At 66.0% G+C, this 18,929-nt stretch carries 16 protein-coding genes; 8 read left to right on the plus strand and 8 right to left on the minus strand.

Translation table 11 applies throughout. The annotated features are described in order from the left end of the window. Nucleotides 1-46: 46 nt before the first annotated feature. Nucleotides 47-1,228 (minus strand): thiolase family protein, encoded by a 1,182-nt coding sequence (locus ACCQ08_RS20340; RefSeq protein ID WP_313331766.1) that lies wholly within the window; start codon nt 1,226-1,228, stop codon nt 47-49. Between the two features lie 210 nt (nt 1,229-1,438). Between ACCQ08_RS20340 and ACCQ08_RS20345 the strand changes: the two genes are divergently transcribed. The 4 genes from ACCQ08_RS20345 to ACCQ08_RS20360 all read left to right on the plus strand — a co-directional run bounded on the left by ACCQ08_RS20345 (nt 1,439) and on the right by ACCQ08_RS20360 (nt 5,994). Continuing rightward, on the plus strand, nt 1,439-3,016 hold the full coding sequence (locus ACCQ08_RS20345; protein WP_373450813.1) for an AMP-binding protein: 1,578 nt from the start codon (nt 1,439-1,441) through the stop codon (nt 3,014-3,016). Between the two features lie 41 nt (nt 3,017-3,057). Beyond that, nucleotides 3,058-4,200: an acyl-CoA dehydrogenase family protein gene (locus tag ACCQ08_RS20350; RefSeq protein WP_369460930.1), complete on the plus strand. Its 1,143-nt coding sequence runs from the start codon at nt 3,058-3,060 to the stop codon at nt 4,198-4,200. Nucleotides 4,201-4,267: 67 nt separating this feature from the next. Next, entirely contained in the window at nt 4,268-5,254 is a 987-nt protein-coding gene (locus ACCQ08_RS20355) for a tripartite tricarboxylate transporter substrate binding protein (protein WP_239810472.1), read from the plus strand. Between the two features lie 77 nt (nt 5,255-5,331). Then, on the plus strand, nt 5,332-5,994 hold the full coding sequence (locus ACCQ08_RS20360; protein ID WP_312836220.1) for a response regulator transcription factor: 663 nt from the start codon (nt 5,332-5,334) through the stop codon (nt 5,992-5,994). Here the strand turns inward: ACCQ08_RS20360 and ACCQ08_RS20365 are convergent. Next, the gene (locus ACCQ08_RS20365) at nt 5,980-8,631 is read right to left on the minus strand and encodes a PAS-domain containing protein (RefSeq protein WP_373450814.1); all 2,652 of its coding nucleotides are present in this window, start codon (nt 8,629-8,631) and stop codon (nt 5,980-5,982) included. The two genes, ACCQ08_RS20360 and ACCQ08_RS20365, sit on opposite strands and share 15 nt — an antisense overlap. Before the next feature lie 166 nt (nt 8,632-8,797). Here ACCQ08_RS20365 and ACCQ08_RS20370 point away from each other — a divergent pair, with 166 nt between their 5' ends. Continuing rightward, nucleotides 8,798-10,141 carry a dicarboxylate/amino acid:cation symporter gene (locus ACCQ08_RS20370; RefSeq protein ID WP_373450815.1) on the plus strand — a complete coding sequence of 448 codons (1,344 nt, stop codon included), beginning with the start codon at nt 8,798-8,800 and terminating at the stop codon, nt 10,139-10,141. A gap of 75 nt (nt 10,142-10,216) precedes the next feature. Here ACCQ08_RS20370 and ACCQ08_RS20375 read toward each other — a convergent pair whose 3' ends face one another. Together ACCQ08_RS20375 and ACCQ08_RS20380 are read right to left on the minus strand one after the other, a co-directional pair. After that, nucleotides 10,217-11,083 (minus strand): hypothetical protein, encoded by an 867-nt coding sequence (locus ACCQ08_RS20375; protein WP_312416803.1) that lies wholly within the window; start codon nt 11,081-11,083, stop codon nt 10,217-10,219. Nucleotides 11,084-11,152: 69 nt separating this feature from the next. Further along, the gene (locus ACCQ08_RS20380; RefSeq protein WP_312416806.1) at nt 11,153-12,874 is read right to left on the minus strand and encodes an FMN-binding glutamate synthase family protein; all 1,722 of its coding nucleotides are present in this window, start codon (nt 12,872-12,874) and stop codon (nt 11,153-11,155) included. A 215-nt stretch (nt 12,875-13,089) separates the two neighbouring features. Here ACCQ08_RS20380 and ACCQ08_RS20385 point away from each other — a divergent pair, with 215 nt between their 5' ends. The 3 genes from ACCQ08_RS20385 to ACCQ08_RS20395 all read left to right on the plus strand — a co-directional run bounded on the left by ACCQ08_RS20385 (nt 13,090) and on the right by ACCQ08_RS20395 (nt 16,388). After that, nucleotides 13,090-13,899, plus strand: a complete 810-nt coding sequence (locus tag ACCQ08_RS20385; RefSeq protein WP_239810477.1) for a UPF0149 family protein — start codon at nt 13,090-13,092, stop codon at nt 13,897-13,899. A gap of 138 nt (nt 13,900-14,037) precedes the next feature. Next, nucleotides 14,038-15,135 carry an SPFH and helix-turn-helix domain-containing protein gene (locus ACCQ08_RS20390; RefSeq protein WP_230778516.1) on the plus strand — a complete coding sequence of 366 codons (1,098 nt, stop codon included), beginning with the start codon at nt 14,038-14,040 and terminating at the stop codon, nt 15,133-15,135. A 164-nt stretch (nt 15,136-15,299) separates the two neighbouring features. Further along, nucleotides 15,300-16,388 carry a zinc ribbon domain-containing protein gene (locus tag ACCQ08_RS20395; RefSeq protein ID WP_373450831.1) on the plus strand — a complete coding sequence of 363 codons (1,089 nt, stop codon included), beginning with the start codon at nt 15,300-15,302 and terminating at the stop codon, nt 16,386-16,388. Nucleotides 16,389-16,440: 52 nt separating this feature from the next. Here ACCQ08_RS20395 and ACCQ08_RS20400 read toward each other — a convergent pair whose 3' ends face one another. The 4 genes from ACCQ08_RS20400 to thiL all read right to left on the minus strand — a co-directional run bounded on the left by ACCQ08_RS20400 (nt 16,441) and on the right by thiL (nt 18,929). Next, nucleotides 16,441-16,677: a glycine zipper domain-containing protein gene (locus ACCQ08_RS20400; RefSeq protein WP_373450816.1), complete on the minus strand. Its 237-nt coding sequence runs from the start codon at nt 16,675-16,677 to the stop codon at nt 16,441-16,443. Between the two features lie 132 nt (nt 16,678-16,809). After that, entirely contained in the window at nt 16,810-17,337 is a 528-nt protein-coding gene (locus ACCQ08_RS20405) for a CinA family protein (RefSeq protein ID WP_373450817.1), read from the minus strand. Next, nucleotides 17,334-17,807, minus strand: coding sequence for a phosphatidylglycerophosphatase A (locus ACCQ08_RS20410; RefSeq protein ID WP_230778748.1), 474 nt, complete (start codon nt 17,805-17,807; stop codon nt 17,334-17,336). The genes ACCQ08_RS20405 and ACCQ08_RS20410 overlap by 4 nt, the downstream gene beginning before the upstream one ends. Nucleotides 17,808-17,945: 138 nt before the next feature. After that, nucleotides 17,946-18,929, minus strand: coding sequence for a thiamine-phosphate kinase (thiL, locus tag ACCQ08_RS20415; protein ID WP_373450818.1), 984 nt, complete (start codon nt 18,927-18,929; stop codon nt 17,946-17,948).

Consider the following 18,929-nt stretch of genomic DNA (forward strand, 5'->3'; position numbering starts at 1 on the left):
CAAAGGTTCAATCCGATGGAGCCGTTGTGACGGCTCTCTGAGGCGCTTAGCGCAGCACCTCAATAATCGTGGCGTTGGCCATGCCACCCGCCTCGCACATCGACTGCAGGCCATAGCGCTCACCGCTGTCTTCCAGCGCATGCAGCATCGTCGTCATCAGCCGCAGGCCGGAGGCGCCCAGCGGGTGGCCCAGCGCAATGGCGCCGCCGCGCGGGTTCAGGCGCTCGCCATCGGCACCCAGCTCCTTCTGCCAGGCCAGTGGCACCGAGGCAAAGGCCTCGTTGATCTCGTAGTGCGCAATGTCGCCCAGCTGCATGCGCGCCTTGGCCAGCACGCGCTGGGTGGCGGGGATGGGGGCGGTCAGCATGTACAGCGGGTCGTCGCCCACGACATCAAAGGCCACAAAGCGGGCGCGTGGGCGCAGTCCCAATTGCAGCGCGCGCTCTTCGCTCATGATCAGCATGGCGCTGGCGCCATCGGTCATCTGCGAGGCATTGCCGGCCGTGGTGCTCCACTGGATCTGCGGAAAGCGGGCCGAGAGTTCTTCGCTCTCGAACACGGCCTTGAGGCCGGCGAGCTTCTCGGCCGTGGTGCTGGCGCGGATGGTCTCGTCAGCAGTGACAAGGCCCAGCGGGCTGCGGATGGGCACGATCTCGCGCGCAAAGCCGCCGCTGCTTTGGGCGGCATGGGCGCGCTGGTGCGAGCGGGCGGCATAGGCATCCAGATCGCTGCGCGACAGGCCCCATTTGGCGGCCACCAGGTCGGCCGACACCCCCTGGCCCACGAGGCCCGGTGCATAGCGCTCGTCAAAGCGGGCGCCGGTCGTGTTCTTGCCCATGCGTGAGCTGCCCATCGGCACCCGGCTCATCGATTCGACACCGCAGGCGATGACGATGTCCTGCGTGCCGGACATGATGGCCTGGGCGGCAAAGTGCACCGCCTGCTGGCTGGAGCCGCATTTGCGGTCAATCGTGGTCGAGGGCACATGGGTGGGCAGGCCGGCGGCCAGCCAGGCCAGGCGCCCGGGCGTGCCGGCCTGCTCGCCCGCCTGGCTGACGCAGCCGCAGATCACGTCATCGACGGTCGCGGGGTCGAGCTGGTTGCGGGCTACCAGCTGCTCCAGCACCTGGGAGAGCAGGTCGACCGGGTGGACTTCGGCCAGCGCGCCATCGGGTTTGGCCCGGGCCATGGGGCTGCGGATGGCATCGACAATGACAGGTGTTTTCATCATTTAATGAGACTTGTGGATCATTAAATTAATGATAGGTTTCAAAAAACCGAATACCTACTGGTATTTACCCGCAGTAAATTTCGCAGCAAACGCCAGATACTGTCTGTGAAATCTCGAAATTCGAGACGAGTGATTCAAAATTAAAGTAAAGATGTAACACAGGTGATTGCGTGCAGCGATCCCCTGTGCACCACGGAGACCGAGGAGATGCACAACTTCTTCAGCTGGGCCCAGGCCCAGCCCGAGCGGGTGGTTTTGACGCAGGCCGATACCGGCCGGTGCTACACCGCAGGCGAGATCGCGCAGGGCGCCGAGCAGATGGCGCAGTGGCTGGCGCAGCAGGGGCTGCGGGCCGAGGAGACGATTGCGGTGCTGCTGGAGAACCGCTATGAAATCATGCAGCTGGTACTGGCCGCGCGGCTGGCCGGCCTGTACGCCGCCGTCATCAGCACCCACCTGACCGCGGCCGAGGTGGCCTATATCGCCCAGGACAGCGGTGCCAAGGTGCTGCTGGTCTCCAGCAAGACCTGGCCCACCGCGCAGGAGGCCGTGCAGGGCCTGGCGCTGGCCTGCTATTCGGTCGATGGCGATACGCCGGGTGTGGCGCCCCTGGCCGATGCGCTGGCCGCCGTACCCCAGTGCGCGCCGATCGATCTGGCCACGCGCCCGCTGGGCCGCGATTTGCTCTATTCCAGCGGCACCACCGGCCGGCCCAAGGGCATCAAGAAGCCGCTGCTGGCCGCAGCCTACCGCACGCAGCGCGACCCCGAGGTAGCTGCATGGATGCGCAGCATGCGGTTTGATGAAGACGCCGTCTACCTCTCGCCCGCGCCGCTCTACCATGCGGCACCGCTGCGCTACAGCCTGCGCACCCTGGATGTCGGCGGCTCGGCCATCATCATGAGCCGCTTCGATCCCGAGCAGGCGCTGGCGCTGATCGAACGCTACCAGGTCACCCACAGCCAGTGGGTGCCGACGATGCTGGGGCGCCTGCTCAAGCTGCCCGACGAGGTCAAGCGCCGCTACCGGCTGGACAGCCACCGCGTGGCCATCCATGCGGCAGCGCCCTGCCCGGTGGCCGTCAAGCAGGGCATGCTGGACTGGTGGGGCGACATCCTGCTGGAGTACTACGCCGGCTCCGAAGGCTGCGGCACGACGTTGATCGATTCGGCCGAATGGCGTGCACGGCCAGGCTCGGTGGGCCGGGCCATCAGCGGCAAGCTGCATATCGTCGGCGACGACGGGCAGGAGCTGGGCGTGGGCGAGGTCGGCCGGGTCTATTTCTCAGGCGGCGGTGCCTTCCAGTACCTCAATGACGAGCGCAAGACGCGCGAGGCCATCGATGCGCGCGGCTGGGCCACCTATGGCGACATCGGCCATGTCGATGCCGACGGCTTTCTGTTCCTGAGCGACCGGCGTGCCGACCTGATCCTGTCGGGCGGGGTCAATCTCTATCCGCAGGAGATCGAGAACGCGCTGGCCCAGCATGCGGCCGTGGAAGAGGTGGCCGTCGTCGGCGTGCCCGATGAGGACTTTGGCGAGCAGACCCTGGCCGTCGTGGTGCTCAAGCCCGGCTTTGCGCCCGACGAGGCCATGGCGCGCGCGATCGTCGACCACGCGGCCGCCAGCCTGTCCAAGGTCAAGCGGCCCCAGCGCCTGGTGTTCGAGCCCAGCCTGCCCCGGCTGGAGACCGGCAAGCTGCTGCGCCGCGTGCTCAAGGACCGGTTCAAAGCGTCGCCGCAGGCGGGCTTTGGCCTACGCAGTACCAGCGGCGCCCAGGGCTGATGCCCCCCATTCATTCTTCCCTATCCCAGCCTTTGACCACCATGCAAGACCTGACCCAACGCAGCGTATTCCGCGAAGACCATCTGCAGTTTCGTGATGCCGTCCGCCATTTCTTTGACAAGGAGATCGTGCCCTTCCATGCGCAGTGGGAGCGCGATGGCATCGTCCCCAAGGAGGTCTGGCGCAAGGCCGGCCGCGAGGGCCTGCTCAACACCATGCTGCCCGAGCCCTATGGCAGCGGGGGCGATTTTGGCCATGCCGCCGTGCTGATCGAAGAGATTGCCCGCACGGGCGCGAGTGGCCTGGGCTTTCCGCTGCATTCGGACATCGTCGCGCCCTATATCCATGCCTATGGCAGCACCGCGCAAAAGGACCGCTGGCTGCCCAAGATGGCGGCCGGCGAGATGATCGGCGCGATCGCGATGACCGAGCCCGGCGCGGGCAGCGACCTCAAATCGGTGCGCACCACGGCCAGGCGCGACGGCGACCACTATGTGATCAATGGCGCCAAGACCTTCATCACCAATGGCATCAATGCCGAGATCGTCGTGGTGGTCTGCAAGACGGCGCCCGAGCTGGGGGCCAAGGGCGTGTCGCTGATCGTGGTGGAAGACGGCACGCCCGGCTTTGCCAAGGGCCGCAAGCTCGAGAAGATCGGCCTGATGGCGCAGGACACCTCGGAGCTGTTTTTTGACAACGTGCGCGTGCCGGTGGACAACCTGCTGGGCGAAGAGAACCTGGGCTTCAAGTACCTGATGCACGAGCTGGCGCAGGAGCGCCTGGTGGTGGCGGTGCGGGCTGCCATGTCGATCGAGGCCTTTTTGCAGAAGACCGTGGACTACACCCGCGAGCGCAAGGCCTTTGGCCAGACGGTGTTCGAGTTCCAGAACACCCGCTTCAAGCTGGCCGAGGCCAAGGCCCAGGCGACGATGCTGCGCGTGTTTGTCGACGACTGCATGCGCCTGCACCTGACGCGCGAGCTGACACCGGACCGTGCAGCCATGGTCAAGCTCAATGCGACGGCGCTGCAAAACAAGCTGCTCGACGAGTTCCTGCAGCTGCACGGCGGCTACGGCTACATGACCGAGTACCAGGTTGGCCGGGCCTGGACCGATGCCCGCATTGGGCGCATCTACGGCGGCAGCGACGAGATCATGAAGGAAATCATTGCCCGAACGCTTTGATGATGACCAGCGCCCCGCGCACGCCACAGAGCGCGCCAGCGGCACAACCCGCAACAGGAGACAAACCATGCAAAACCGCCGCTCGGCCCTGGGCCGTGTACTCACCACTGCTGCCTGCGCTGCGCTGGTGCTTGCCACCGGCAGCGCCCTGGCCGCCGACCACTACCCCAGCAAGCCCATCCGCCTGGTGGTGCCCTACCCGGCAGGGGGCGGCACCGACATCATTGCCCGCTTGATGGGCACCCAGCTGTCGCAGCGCTGGGGCCAGCCGGTGATTGTGGACAACAAGCCCGGTGCCAGCGGCATGATGGGCAACGACCTGGTGGCCAAGGCGCCCGCCGACGGCTACACGGTGCTGCTGGGCATTACCGCGCTGGTGCAGATCCCAGCGTTGTACAAGAAGGTGCCTTACCAGTTGAGCGACCTGGCGCCGGTGTCGCAGGCGGCCAAGTCGGCCGACCTGGTGTTCGTGCCGCGCAGCGCGGGCATCACCAGCCTGCAGCAGTTCGTCGCCAAGGCCAAGGCCCAGCCGGGCAAGCTCAACTACGGCTCGTACGGCAATGCCACCTCCTCGCATCTGCATGGCGAGCAGCTCAAGCTCAAGGCCGGCATCGACATGGTCCACGTGCCGTACCAGGGCTCGGGTCCGGAGATGGCGGCCATGCTGGGCGGCCAGCTGGAGTCGGCCTTCATCGATGCAGCTGCGGCCTACCCGCATATCAAATCGGACAAGGTCAGCATCCTGGCGGTGACCGGCTCGCAGCGCCACCCCGCGCTGCCCGATGTGCCGACGATGGCCGAGGCCGGCTACAGCGGCTTTGAGGCCAATGGCTGGTTTGGCTACTTTGTGCCGGCCAGCACACCGCAGCCGATTGTGGACAAGCTGGGCAACGAGCTGGCCGCCATTGTCAGGATGCCCGAGATCAGCAAGCGCCTGCTGGACATGGGCCTGATCCCCGTGGGCTCGACGCCGGCGGAGTTCAAGCCGCTGCTGGCCCGCGATGCGGCGCACTGGAAATCGATTGTCGATGCGGCGAAGATCTCGATGGATTGACGCGAAAACACAGCAGGTCAGCGGGACTTCAGGTGGGCGGCGCCGCACAGGTCCACGCAAATGGCAGACTATCGCCTATGTCCCCTCCCGCTCTGCTTGTTGCCGATGACCACCCCCTGTTTCGCGCTGCCGTGGTGCAGGTGATCCGGGGGCGTTTTGCTGCCTTCGAGGTGCTGGAAGCCTCCAGTGCCAGCTCGCTCAGCGCAGCCTTGGCGGCGCACCCCGGCATCGAGCTGGTGCTGCTTGACCTGACGATGCCCGGCACCCATGGTTTCTCGGCGCTGCTGCATGTGCGCGGTGCCTACCCGCAGCTGCCGGTGGTGGTCATCTCGTCCAACGACCACCCGCGCATCATCCGCCGCGCCCAGCAGTTCGGCGCCTCGGGTTTTATCTCCAAGGCGGCATCGGCCGATGCCATCACTGCAGCCATCGAGGCGGTGATGGAGGGGGACACCGTCTTCCCCTCGATGGCTGCCGAGCTGTCGCAGGAAGACGCCGAGCTGGCTGCCCGCCTGGCGCAGCTCACGCCCCACCAGTTCAAGACCCTGCTGTACCTGGCCGATGGCCTGCTCAACAAGCAGATTGCGCAGGAGATGGGCGTGACCGAGCACACCGTGAAGGTGCATGTGACGGCCATCCTGAAAAAGCTCGGCTGCCACAGCCGCACCCAAGTCGCTGTGCTGGTGCGCAACCTGGAGGCGGATGGCGGTATGCCCACCGACGACTCAGCGCTGGCGTAGCAGCAGCTGGCCGACCAGTGCGCGCAGAGCGGCAGGCCGCGCAGGCTGCGTCAGCACCCCCCAGCCCCACGCACTGGCCTGTTGGCTGGCGGCGTCCTGGTGGCCGGCATCGGTGCTGAGCCAGACGACGCCCGGCGTTTTGGGCCCGCAGGCCAGCAAGGCGCGTATGGTGGCCGGGCTGGCATGCGCCGCATCGACCACGACAAAGGCAGGCCACGGCGTTGGGCCGTTCCGGGCCTGCGCCAACGCCGCCTCGGCATCGGCATGCTGCGCCACCTGGCAGCCCCAGCGTTGCAGCAGCGGCGCGGTGCCTTGAATGGCGGCCTGGCCAATGCACCAGGCGCTGGCGCCTTGCAGCGGTGCGGCCTGGCCGCTCGCCGCGGTGGTTTCGGCGGCCTGGTGAGACAGCGCCTGCGGCAGTGCGGCCTGGCTCAGCGGCACTTCGACCCAGAAGACCGAGCCCCGGCCCAAGCTCGAGCGCAGGCCAATCGGGTGCTGCAGCAGGCGCCCCAGGCGGTCGACGATGGCCAGACCCAGGCCGGCACCGCGCTCATGCTGGCGACCGGTCTCCAGCCGGCGGAATTCTTCAAAGATCTCGCGGTGCAGGCTCTCGGGGATGCCGGGGCCCTGGTCATGCACCTCGATGCGCAGATGCCCGCCGACGCGCCGGCAGCCCAGCACGATGCGGCCACGTCGCGTGTAGCGGATGGCGTTGGACAGAAAGTTCTGCACAATGCGGCGCAGCAGCGCCTCGTCGCTGTGCACCCTGGCGCGGCAGCGGATGACCTGCAGCTCCAGGCCATGGCCCTGGGCCAGCACGCCCAGGCTGCTGCCCAGCTGGGCCAGCATCGGCTGGATGTCAAAGTCACGGCGCTGGACCTCCAGCTGGCCCGATTCCATGCGTGCGATGTCGAGCAGGCTGTTGAGGATATCGTCCTGAGAGGCCAGCGCCCCTTCGACATCGCTGGCCAGCTCCAAGGCCTTGTCGCCCTGCACATGCTGGCGCAGCAGCGACACAAACACCCGCGCGGCGTTCAGCGGCTGCAGCAGGTCATGCACCGCGGCGGCCACGAACTTGGATTTGTAGCGGTTGGCTTGTTCGGCTTCGCGCTTGGCCTGGGCCAGGTCTTCGGTGCGGTCGGCAATGCGCTTTTCCAGCGCATCGGCCAGGGAGCGCAGCTCGCGCGCGGCATTCTTGTAGCTGGTGATGTCGGCATAGCTGGTCACAAAGCCGCCATCGGGCAAGGGGTTGCCACGGATCTCCAGCACGGTGCCGTCGGCCTTTTCGCTCTCGCGCGCATGGGGCTTGCCGCTGCGCAGAAACTGCATGCGCCGCTCGATGGCCTCGTCAATGTCGCCCGAGCCCAGCAGGCCCCGGCGCGCGTTGTAGCGGTACAGCTCCTCGACCGGCATGCCCACTTTCAGCAGGCCCGCCGGCAGCCGGAACAGCTCCATATAGCGGGAGTTCCAGGCCACCAGGTTCAGCGCGGCATCGATGACCACCACGCCCTGGGGCAGGTGCTCGAGGCTCTGGCTGTGGCCGGCATCGGCCTGGTGGGCGGCGGCCACGATGCCATCCTGCGCGGTGCGCAACTCTTGCGCATGCTGCTTGAGGAGTGCCTCGAGCTCTTCGCGGCTGCGCTGGCGCAGCGCAGACAGGCGCTGGCGCTGGCGCGCATAGAGCAGCAGCAGCGACAGCGCCAGCCAGCCACCGCCGGCAGCCGCAGCGGCCCACCAGGCCGCTGCCTCGCTGATGTCCACATCGTGCAGGATGTGCAGCTGCCAGCCGGTTTCGGGCAAGGTCATGCTTTGCCAGAGCTTGCGGCCCACCGGGGGATCCTGCCACTGCACCAGCGCACCACCTTCGGCCAGCGGCGTGATCTGCGCGTGGCGCAGCGGCCGCAGCGGCTGGCTGCGGTACTGCTGGGTGCGGTCCATCTCCTGCTGCGCGCTGGCATCGATGGTCTTGAGCGTGCGGTAGCGCCAGTCGTCATTGCTGGCCAGAAACACGACCCCATTGGCATCGCTGGCCAGCACGATGTCGGGGTTCTGGATCCACTCGCGCTCCAGCTCCAGCAGCACGATCTTGATGGCGATCAGCCCCAGCACCCGGTGCTGGCCGCCGGCATCGCTGGTGATGGCGCGCGATAGGAAATAGCCGGCCTCGCCGGTGGTCATGCCGATGCCGTAGAAGCTGCCTTTGTCCTGGGCCAGCGCCAGCTGCACATAGGGGCGAAAGCTGTAGTCCTCCCCGACGTTGCTGGAGGGGCCGCGCCAGTTGCTGGCGGCCAGCGCCACGCCATGGGCATCGATCAAGGTGAGGGTGGAGGCCAGGCTGGCGCCATTGGCCTGCTCCAGCTTCTGGTTCAGACGCAGCACCTGCTCGGGGCTTTGCGGATGGGTCAGCGCCTCGCGCAGTTCGGCATCGAGCGCCAGCACATCGGGCAGCACCCGGTAGCGGTCCAGCCGCTGGCCCATCGCCTGGGCGTACAGGCCCAGCTGCCGGTGGGCCTGCATATTCTCTTCGGCCAGGCTGTGCTGCAGCATCCAGTGCCAGGCGCCCGCAGCAGCAGCGGCCGTGCTCAGCAGCACGGCGCAGAAGGTCCACAGGGATCGCAGGGAGCGGCGGGCAATCATAGAGGAGGTTGTAACAACGGGCTAGGTAGTTTCCCTTGGTTTGGGTTTTCCTTAGCTCTGGGAAGGCGGCGCCTAATACTAATGTCTAATGGGCAATCTGTAAGGGCTGGGATACAAACGCGCCTCAGTGCACCGACTTGGTGCTGCGTATCTTTGGAGCCCCACCATGCAGATCGATTCCAACGCCAGCCTGGCGCCCATACAGGCACCGCCTTTTTACCGGACTTTGTACTTCCAGGTGATCGTGGCCATCATCATCGGCGTCTTGTTGGGGCATTTCGAGCCCCAGTATGGTGCGGCGATGAAGCCCTTTGGCGATGCCTTCATCAAGCTGATCAAGATGATCATCGCACCGGTGATCTTTCTGACCATCGTGACCGGCATTGCGAACATGACGCACCTGAGCGCGGTTGGCCGCGTGTTCGGCAAGGCGATGGTGTACTTTCTGACCTTCTCGACCCTGGCCCTGATCGTGGGCCTGATCGTGGCCAATGTGATGCAGCCGGGCGCCGGCATGCACATCAATGTGGCCGATCTGGACCAGAAGGAAGTCAGCACCTATGTGGCCAAGTCGCATGACATGACCCTGACCGGTTTTGTGATGGACATCATCCCCAAGACGCTGATCAGCCCCTTTGTCGGCGACAACATTCTGCAGGTGCTGCTGGTGGCGGTGCTGTTTGGCGTGTCGCTGGCGATGGTCGGCGACAGTGGCAAGCCGGTGCTCAACCTGCTCGAATCCCTGACCAAGCCCGTCTTCAAGCTGGTCAACATCGTGATGAAGCTCGCCCCCATCGGCGCCTTCGGTGCGATGGCCTTCACGATCGGCAAGTTCGGTCTGGGCTCGCTGCTGAACCTGGCCGAGCTGGTGCTGACCTTCTACATCACCTCGCTGCTGTTCGTGCTGGTGATTCTGGGTGCCGTGGCCCGTGCCTGCGGCTTCTCGGTGCTCAAGCTGATCCGTTATCTCAAGGATGAGCTGCTGCTGGTGCTGGGCACCTCGTCGTCCGAATCGGCGCTGCCTTCGCTGATGCACAAGATGGAAAAGGCCGGTTGCAGCAAGTCGGTGGTGGGCCTGGTGGTTCCTACCGGCTACTCGTTCAACCTCGACGGCACCAACATCTACATGACCCTGGCGGCGCTGTTCATCGCCCAGGCGACCGACACCCACCTGACCCTGGGACACCAGATCGCACTGCTGCTGGTGGCGATGCTGAGCTCCAAGGGCGCTGCCGGTGTGACCGGCGCGGGCTTCATCACCCTGGCTGCTACGCTGGCCGTGGTGCCGGAAGTGCCCGTGGCCGGCATGGCACTGATCCTCGGTGTGGACCGCTTCATGTCCGAATGCCGTTCGCTGACCAACTTCATCGGCAATGCCGTCGCCACCGTCGTGGTCTCGCGCTGGGAGAACGCGCTGGACTACACCAAGCTCAACGCCGTGCTCAACAATGAGCCGGTGCTGGAGAATGCGCCGGTACAGGTGCCCGTGGTGGAGACCGCCAAGGGCTGATCGCCACCCGCTCCAAAAACAATGGCCTGCAGATGCAGGCCATTTTTTCGTCTGTGAGATGCCTGGAGCAGGCTCTTAAGGCAGCGGGCGCAGCAGGCCGACCATCGCCCGCAGCCGCAAGGTATCGCGCCCCAGCTTGCGCTGGTTGGGCAGCTTGCCGACCCAGCGCATCTGCTGCACGGTGCGCTCGAGCGCTGTGCGCACGGCTGGCTCGGTCTGCGCGAGCCAGGCCTGCCAGTCAACACGGGCGGCCTCCAGGGTGCCGGCGTTGTCCAGGAACAGCGCGGTGGAATGCGCGTAGCACAGCGCATCCTTGACGATGCACAGTGCAGGAGGCAGGGTCGCCAGCGGGTCGTCCTCGAAATCGATATAGCCAATGACGCCATCGGGGCAGCGCACCATGTTGCGGGCAAAGGCCTGGCTCAGGCAGGTGCCGCTGGCATGCACGCGCTGCAAGGCCGCAAAGCCCTGCTGCCACAGCACCAGGGTGCTGGCGGGCGCTTGCCGGGCTGCTGCTTCGATCTCGTCGCTGAGCGATGGCGTATTGCTGCCAGGCAGGCCCAGGTGGCGCATCAGAAAGCCATCGGGTGCATCGGCCAGCACCATCGGCACGCGCAGGCCGCGCGCATGCAGGTCGCGCAGGCGCCGCACTTCGGTGGCAATGGCCGTGCGCCCGCCGGGGTTGACGACGGGCTGCAGCACCGGCACATCGAGAAGCCGCGAGAGCAGGCCCAAGGTCCGGTAGCGCCAGGCCGCAATCGCCGGCCCGGCCTTTTTGAGCCAGACGGATTCGCCGGGCAGCTCGTAGCGCACCACATTGAAGGTCTGGCTAGCCAGGTGCTGCTGCAAAAAGCCGGCATAGTCCGCGCGCCCGGCAGGCAGGGCGCCGGACGGGGCGCCAGCGGCGGCAGGGGGCTGTAAGGGGGGAGCGGTATCGGTCATGCGCAAGCGGGGCGCACGCCGCAGCGGCCACTCCAGCAACAGTGAAAACCTTGCATTATCGCTGCCCGTTCAGCGACCGCCTGCCGCCTGGGGCACCATGTCGTGGTGGTCGGCCGGCGCCGACGGTTTGACATGGGGCTGCGCCAGCGGCTGGAAGCTCTCGGCGCTGGCCAGCGGCCAGTAGGTGCGGAAGACGTCATGCTGGTGCGCCAGGTCGTCGAGCAGCGCGCCGGGCCGCACCTGCAAGAGCAGGTTGGACAGCAGGCGCACCTCGGTGTCGCTGATGCGGCGCACGATGTGGTGGGCATTGAGCTCGCAGGGGTGGCGCAGGCCGGCGGCCTGCACCAGCTCCTGCAGCGCATGCAAAGTGCTTTTGTGGAACTGTGCGACACGCGTGGCCTTGTCGGGCACGACGAGCGCCTGCTGGCGCACGGCATCCTGCGTGGTCACGCCGGTGGGGCAGTTGCCGGTGTGGCAGGTCTGGGCCTGGATGCAGCCCAGCGCCATCATGAAGCCCCGGCCGGCATTGCACCAGTCGGCGCCCAGCGCCATCATGCGGGTGATGTCAAAGGCGGTGATGACCTTGCCGGCTGCGCCCAGCTTGATGCGGTCGCGCAGATTCACACCGATCAAGGTGTTGTGCACCAGGAGCAGGCCTTCTTGCAGCGGCACGCCGACGTGGTCGGTGAACTCGACCGGCGCTGCGCCGGTGCCGCCTTCGGCACCGTCGACGACGATGAAGTCCGGCGTGATGCCGGTCTTGAGCATGGCCTTGACAATCGCAAACCATTCCCAGGGGTGGCCCAGGCAGAACTTGAAGCCGGTGGGCTTGCCGCCCGAGAGGGTGCGCAGCCGGGCGATGAAATGCATCATCTCCTCGGGCGTGGAGAAGGCGCTGTGCCGGGCCGGCGAGATGCAGTCGATGCCGACCGGTATGCCGCGTGCCGCCGCGATCTCGGGGGTGACCTTGGCGCCGGGCAGCACACCGCCATGGCCGGGCTTGGCGCCCTGGCTGAGCTTGAGCTCGATCATCTTGACCTGGGGCTGGGTAGCGTTGGCGATGTAGCGCTCTTCGCTGAAGCTGCCGTCATCGTTGCGGCAGCCGAAATAGCCTGAGGCGACTTCCCAGATCAGATCGCCACCATGCACGCGGTGGTGCTGGCTGATCGAGCCTTCGCCGGTGTCATGGGCAAAGCCGCCAATCTGCGCGCCCTTGTTCAGCGCCAGGATGGCATTGGCCGACAGCGCGCCAAAGCTCATCGCCGAGATGTTGAACACGCTGGCATGGTAGGGCTGGGTGCAGGGCGCCACCGACTGCGATGGCGCATCGGGCGAGCCACCAATCCAGACGCGGAAATCATGGCCGTCCAGCCGTGTGGGTGCCATCGAGTGGTTGACCCATTCATAGCCGCGTGCGCCCACATCCATCAAGGTGCCGAAAGGGCGGTTGTCCGGGTCTCCCTTGGCACGCTGGTAGACCAGCGAGCGCTGGGCGCGCGAGAAGGGCAGCGCTTCGGTGTCGCTTTCGATGAAGTACTGACGCATTTCCGGGCGGATGAATTCCAGGAAAAAGCGCATATGGCCGATGACCGGGTAGTTGCGCAGGATGGCGTGGCGCGTCTGGCGGCGGTCGCGCAGACCCAGCAGCGTGAGTGCGGCGCCGGCCAGCACGGCCAGCCACCACCAGGGGCTGCCCTGCAGTGCCAGCGCAATGATGCCGGCCAGCAGCAACAGCATGCACAGCACCATGACGGTGTAGCGGACGGGAAAAATCTTGTGGAGCTGGTTCATCGGGAGTCGGTGCAGGTCAGGCCGGCCGGGCTGGCACGCAAATCCCGGGCTGCAGCACAGGCGCCGTGGTGGCGCTACACTGCAGGCCCTGCCTGGCGCAGCGGCCGTCTGCCATTGCAATGTTGTTACAAAACCAGCCCCATCATAGGGCGCACCGGTGGCATTGCAAGCACGCAGGGCTTTGAGCTGCGCGGCCCCCTATTGAGAGAGCTCCGATGACCCAGCCCCAGATCCCCGATGGATTGAATGACGACCAGTTGACCGAGATCGACCAGATCCTGGAAGACATGCGCACACGCGCCGAAGAGATTCCGCAGTGGGAGTTTGCGGATGGCGCACTCACCGCGCTGGTCTGCACGCGCCGCGCGGTGCCGGTCGAAGAGTACCTGCCGATGCTGGTGGGTGATGGCGAGCTGATCGAGCGCGATGCCGACGGCCAACTGCCGCAGCTGCCGGCCTTCAAGGACCGGGCCCAGCAGGACCGCTTTCTGGAGCTGTGGCAGATCCGCTGGAACGAGGTGAGCGCCCAGCTCGACGCCGATGTGAAGAGCCTGGAAGATGACGACACCTTCCAGCCCGATGCGATGGACATGCGCGGCGCGATTGCCAGCCTGCCCGAGGAAGAGCGCCAGGAGCTGGACGGCCAGGAGATTCCATCCTTTGGCCAGGTCTGGGCGCTGGGCTTCATGTTCGTCGTCGAAAACTGGGCCGATGAGTGGGCCGCACCACGCGACAAGGAAGCCGCCCGCTGGCTGAACGATGCGCTGGAATCGGTGGTGGCGCTGACCGAGGACGACACCGGCACGCCCACCGTCTGCATGTATGACGAAAACGGCCCCGCCAGCACCAGCCAGGAGCGCGTGGAGACCTTTGGCGAGGCGATCTGGGCGGTGTATGACCTGCGCCAGATCTGGAAGAGCATGGGCCCGCGCCAGGCCACCATCGTCAAGGGCGAAGTGCCCGGCCGCAACGACCCCTGCTCCTGCGGCAGCGGCAAGAAGTACAAGAAGTGCTGCGGTGCCTGACCGCCAGATGTAAAACAAGTCTCTGACAACAGCCGCTTTTGCGGCTGTTTTGCCATCAGGCCGCAGATCGTCATCGCTCCACGCGGACAGTGGCTCTAGAATGGCCTGGTTTTCATCTCTTTTGGCCAAGGATCACCGATGAACCTCATGAACATCATCACCAAGCAACTGATCGAGATCATCGAGTGGACCGATGACTCGCGCGATACCTTGTCGTACCGCTGGCCCGATGAGGACAAGGAAATCAAGAACGGCGCCCAGCTGATCGTGCGCGAATCGCAGCAGGTGCAGTTTGTCTCGGAAGGCCAGTTCGCCGACCTGTTCGGCCCCGGCCGCCACCAGCTGACGACGCAGAACATCCCGATTCTGTCGACCCTGCGCGGCTGGAAATACGGCTTCAACTCGCCGTTCAAGTGTGATGTGTACTACATCAACACGCGCCTGTTTACCGGCAACAAGTGGGGCACCTCCAACCCGGTGATGATGCGCGACAAGGACTTTGGCGTCGTGCGCCTGCGCGCCTTCGGCACCTATGACTTCCGCATCGTGCAGCCGGCCAAGTTCCTCAAGGAAGTGGCCGGCACGGACCAGAACTTCCGCCTCGACGAGTTTGCCGACACGATGCGCTCGCGCATTGTCAGCATCTTCAGCGAAGCGCTGGCCAAGGCCCAGGTGCCCGTGCTCGATGTGGCCCAGCGCTACACCGAGATGGGCGATGCGCTGCTGCAGCTGATCAACCCGGCCGTGACTGAAAAGTACGGCCTGGAGATCACCAGCTTCCTGCTGGAAAACGTCTCGGTGCCGCCGGAGGTGGAGCAAGCGATCGACAAGCGCTCGTCGATGAGCGCGATCGGCAACCTCAACGACTATGTGAAGTACCAGATGGGCCAGGCGATGGCCAATGGCGGCGAAGGTGCGGCAGCGGCCACGATCCCGGCGACGATGGCGATGGGCTTTGGCATGGCGCAGGAGATGATGAAGGGCATGCAGCAGCCGTCGGGTGCAGCTGCAGCCGACCCGTTCTCGCCAGCGGCAGCACAGGCGGCGCAAGCCGCCCCGGCGGCCCCGGCTGCAGGCGGCGTGCAGGTGCTAACCCCCGAGCAGGCCGCGCAGGCGCTGGGCGTGACGGTGCAGGACGTCGTGGCCGAGCTGGAATCGGGCGCGCTCAAGGGCCGCAAGATCGGCAGCGCCTGGCGCATCTCGCAGGAATCGCTGAACGAATTCCTGCGCGGATAAATCTGCGCTGCTCGCGCATGCACCGCCGCCTTGTCCGGTGCATGCGCGTATGTGTGTCCCCATTTTGAGAACCCGTGGCGCAGACCTGCTGTGCGCCAACGCTGAGTTGGACCGTGAATTCACCGACGCCTGCCCCTGATCCCTTTGCGCCACCGCCGACCTCGATGGTGGCCAAGCATGTCTGCCCCGAATGCGGCGGTAATCTGGAATGGAATGCCAAGGCCCAGTCGCTCAAATGCCCCTACTGCGGCACGGTGGTGCCTTGGACGGACGACCAGCAAAAGCAGCTGGATGGCGAGGTGGTGGAGCAAGACCTGGCAGCTGCGCTGGCCAACCCCGCCAGCGGGCGCGGCTGGGGCGAGGCGCGGCGCGAGTACCAGTGCCAGAACTGCCGGGCGATTTCGGTATTTGTCGATGGGCGGGTGGCATCACGCTGCGACTTTTGCGGCTCCCCTGCGATCCAGGCGCATGAAGAGCGCAATGATGCGATCACGCCGCAGAGCCTGCTGCCGTTCAAGATCAGCGACGGGCAGGTGCGCGACCTGATCCGCAAATGGTATGGCAGCCGCTGGTTTGCGCCCAACAAGTTCAAGAACGCGGCGCTGACCGATACGCTCAAAGGCATCTACCTGCCGTACTGGACCTTTGATGCCCATGTGCAGGCCCAGTGGCGGGCCGATGCCGGTTTTTACTACTACACCACCGAGCAGTACCGCGATGCCAATGGCAACATCAGCACGCGCCAGGTACGCCATGTGCGCTGGGAGCCGGCATCGGGCAGCCTGCAGCATTTCTTTGACGATGAGCTGGTGGCAGGCACGGTCGGGGTGCACCAGGGGCTGCTGCAGAAGGTCGAGCCTTTTCCGACCCGGACCGACCTGAAACCCTATTCGCCCGAGTTTGTGCGCGGCTGGACGGTGGAGCGCTACCAGGTCGATCTGAACCGGGCTGCGACGATCAACGAGGGGGATATGGACCAGCAGGTGCAGGCGCTGTGCGCGCGCCAGGTACCGGGTGACACCTACCGCAATCTGCAGGTGCAGCGCCAGTACCAGGGGCGCAGCTTCAAGCATGTGCTGGTGCCCGTCTGGCTGGTGGGCTATACCTATGGCAGCAAGAGCTACCAGATTCTGGCCAACGGCTACACCGGCCAGTTGGCCGGTGAGCAACCCTATAGCTGGGTAAAAATCATGCTGGCCGCAATAGCGGCCATCGTGGTGCTGGCCTTGTTGCTGTCGCTTTCGCAGTCATAAAGCCAGCGATGACTGCAGGGCGGGGCCGGGCTTGGCCCAGCCCGGTGCATGCTTAACGGCGGCGGCGGTTGCCGTCCATGTTGTCGCCCACCTGGTTACCAAAATAGGCACCGGCTGCTGCACCGCCAATGGTGCCCAACGTAGAGCCGAACACGGCATCACCCAACACACCACCGGCTACGGCGCCGACGCCGGTACCGATCTGGGCATTGGTGGGATTGCTGGAGCAGGCGGTCAGGCCGCTCAGCGCCAGAACGGTGGAAGCAGTGGTGATGGCAAGTCGTTTCATCTGAGTTCTCCTCTTGTTCGCATCGGCTGTCAGTCAGAAGAGTGCTGCAAACCGGATTGCTGTGCTTGCAGTGTCGCGCAGAGCGGCCGTCCACCCCATCGGCGAAGTCAAAGTTTGGGTGTCGGACGGCGCTTACTGCGCCGGCGCGGCCTGCACCAGATCCAGCAGGCGGCGCAGCGCATGCTGCACGGTGGCCTGGCGGATGGCGTGGCGGTCGCCGTCAAAACGCTGCACTTCGCTGTGCAGCTGGCCAGCGACCTGCCAGCCAAACCAGACGGTGCCCACGGGTTTGCTGGCGCTGCCGCCATCGGGGCCTGCCACGCCGGTAACGGCCACACTGACTTGCGCCTGTGACTGGGCAATCGCGCCCTGGGCCATGGCGCGGGCTACCGGTTCGCTGACCGCGCCGTGGGCGGCAATCAGCGCAGCGGGCACATCCAGCATCGCCGATTTGGCACGGTTGGAGTAGGTGACAAAGCCGCAATCCAGCCATTGGCTGGAGCCGGGCCGCTCGGTGCAGGCACCGGCAATCAGGCCGCCGGTGCAGCTTTCGGCAGTGGCCATCATCCAGCGCCGTTGGACCAGGTGCTGGGCCAGCTGGGTGACGGCTTCGGGGATGGGCAGCCCATCCCTGGTCAGCAAGGCGGCGGTGGCGTTCATAGCAGATGTCTCCCTATCGCGATGACAAGCAAGGTGCAGAAGGCGGCGACCAGATCGTCCCAGATGATGCCCCATCCGCCGCCCCAGCCAAAGCCTTTGAAGCAGCGGTCTGCCCAGCGCACCGGCTGGGGTTTGACGGCATCGAAGAAACGGAACAGCACAAAGGCCGTCAGCTGGCCCCAAAAGCCTGTGGGCATGACCAGCCACAGAATGAGCCAGAAGGCGATGATCTCGTCCCAGACGATGGCGCCCGGATCGGCCACGCCCAGGTTGCGCGCGGTGGCCGTGCAGGCCCACCAGCCCAGCACCAGGGAGGCCGCAATCACCCAGCCAATGGCCGCTGGTGTCAGCCACAGCTGCAGCACCAGGTAGGCGACCCAGGCCCAGAGGGTGCCCACCGTGCCCGGTGCAATGGGGCTCAGGCCGGAGCCAAAGCCCAGCGCCATCCAGTGCAGCGGGTTGCGCAGCATGAAAGCCCAGTGGGCGCGTCGCGGTGCCGCATTGCGGTCGGCGGCGCCGGGCGCGGAAGGGGTAAAGGGCGTATCGCTCATGCCCGCCATCATAAGCCTGCAGGCCGCTGCTGTGCAGGGGCGGCCGACCTGGCTGGCTCAGGGTGCGAAATGGTCAAACGAGGCCCAGCGCTGCGCCATGGCCTGACCCTGCGCATCGCACACGCGCAGGCCTGGTTCGGCGGTGATGCGGCCAATGCGCTGCACGGGGGTTTGCGCGGCCAGGCTGGCTTGTTCTACGGCGTCGCGCCGGTCTGCGGCGGCGGTAAAGCACAGCTCGTAGTCATCGCCACCCGCCAGGCAGCACTGCAGTTGAAGATCGGCGGGGAGCTTGAGGGCGCTGCCCTGCACGCCAGCAATCGCCGCCATGCGCGCCAGAACCTGGTCTGCCTGCAGCTGCGCACCCACACCACTGGCTTGCAGGATATGGCCCAGGTCGCCGACCAGGCCATCGCTCAGGTCCAGCGCGCTGCTGGCGATACCGCGCAGCGCGATGCCCAGGCCGACGCGCGGGCTGGGGCTCTCCAGCCGCTGGCGGGCAGCGGCCAAGGCGGCGGGCGGCAGTTGCACGTGGCCCAGCAAGGCTTCGAGCGCCAGGCGGGCATCGCCCAGGTGGCCGCTGACGTAGATGTCATCGCCGGGCTGGGCGCCGCTGCGCAGCAGCGCCTGGCCGGCCGGCACCTCGCCAAACACGGTGATGCAGATGTTCAGCGGGCCCTGGGTGGTGTCGCCGCCGACCAGCTCGCAGCCATGGGCATCGGCCAGGGCGAACATGCCTTCCGAGAAGCCTTGCAGCCAGGGCGCATCGACAGCGGGCAGGGCCAACGCCAACGTGAAAGCCAGCGGCTGCGCGCCACTGGCGGCCAGGTCGCTGAGGTTGACGGCCAGCGCCTTGTGGCCCAGCGTGCGCGGGTCCACATCGGCAAAGAAGTGGCGGCCCTGCACCAGCATGTCGCTGGAGATGGCCAGCTGCATGCCAGGCTGCGGCGCGAGCAGCGCGCAGTCGTCGCCGACGCCAAGCACGGCCCGCTGCACCGGGCGTTGGAAGTACTGCGCAATCAACGCGAACTCGCCCTGAGCCAT

It is taken from the genome of Comamonas sp. SY3 (assembly GCF_041730275.1).
Lineage (GTDB): Bacteria > Pseudomonadota > Gammaproteobacteria > Burkholderiales > Burkholderiaceae_C > Comamonas > Comamonas sediminis.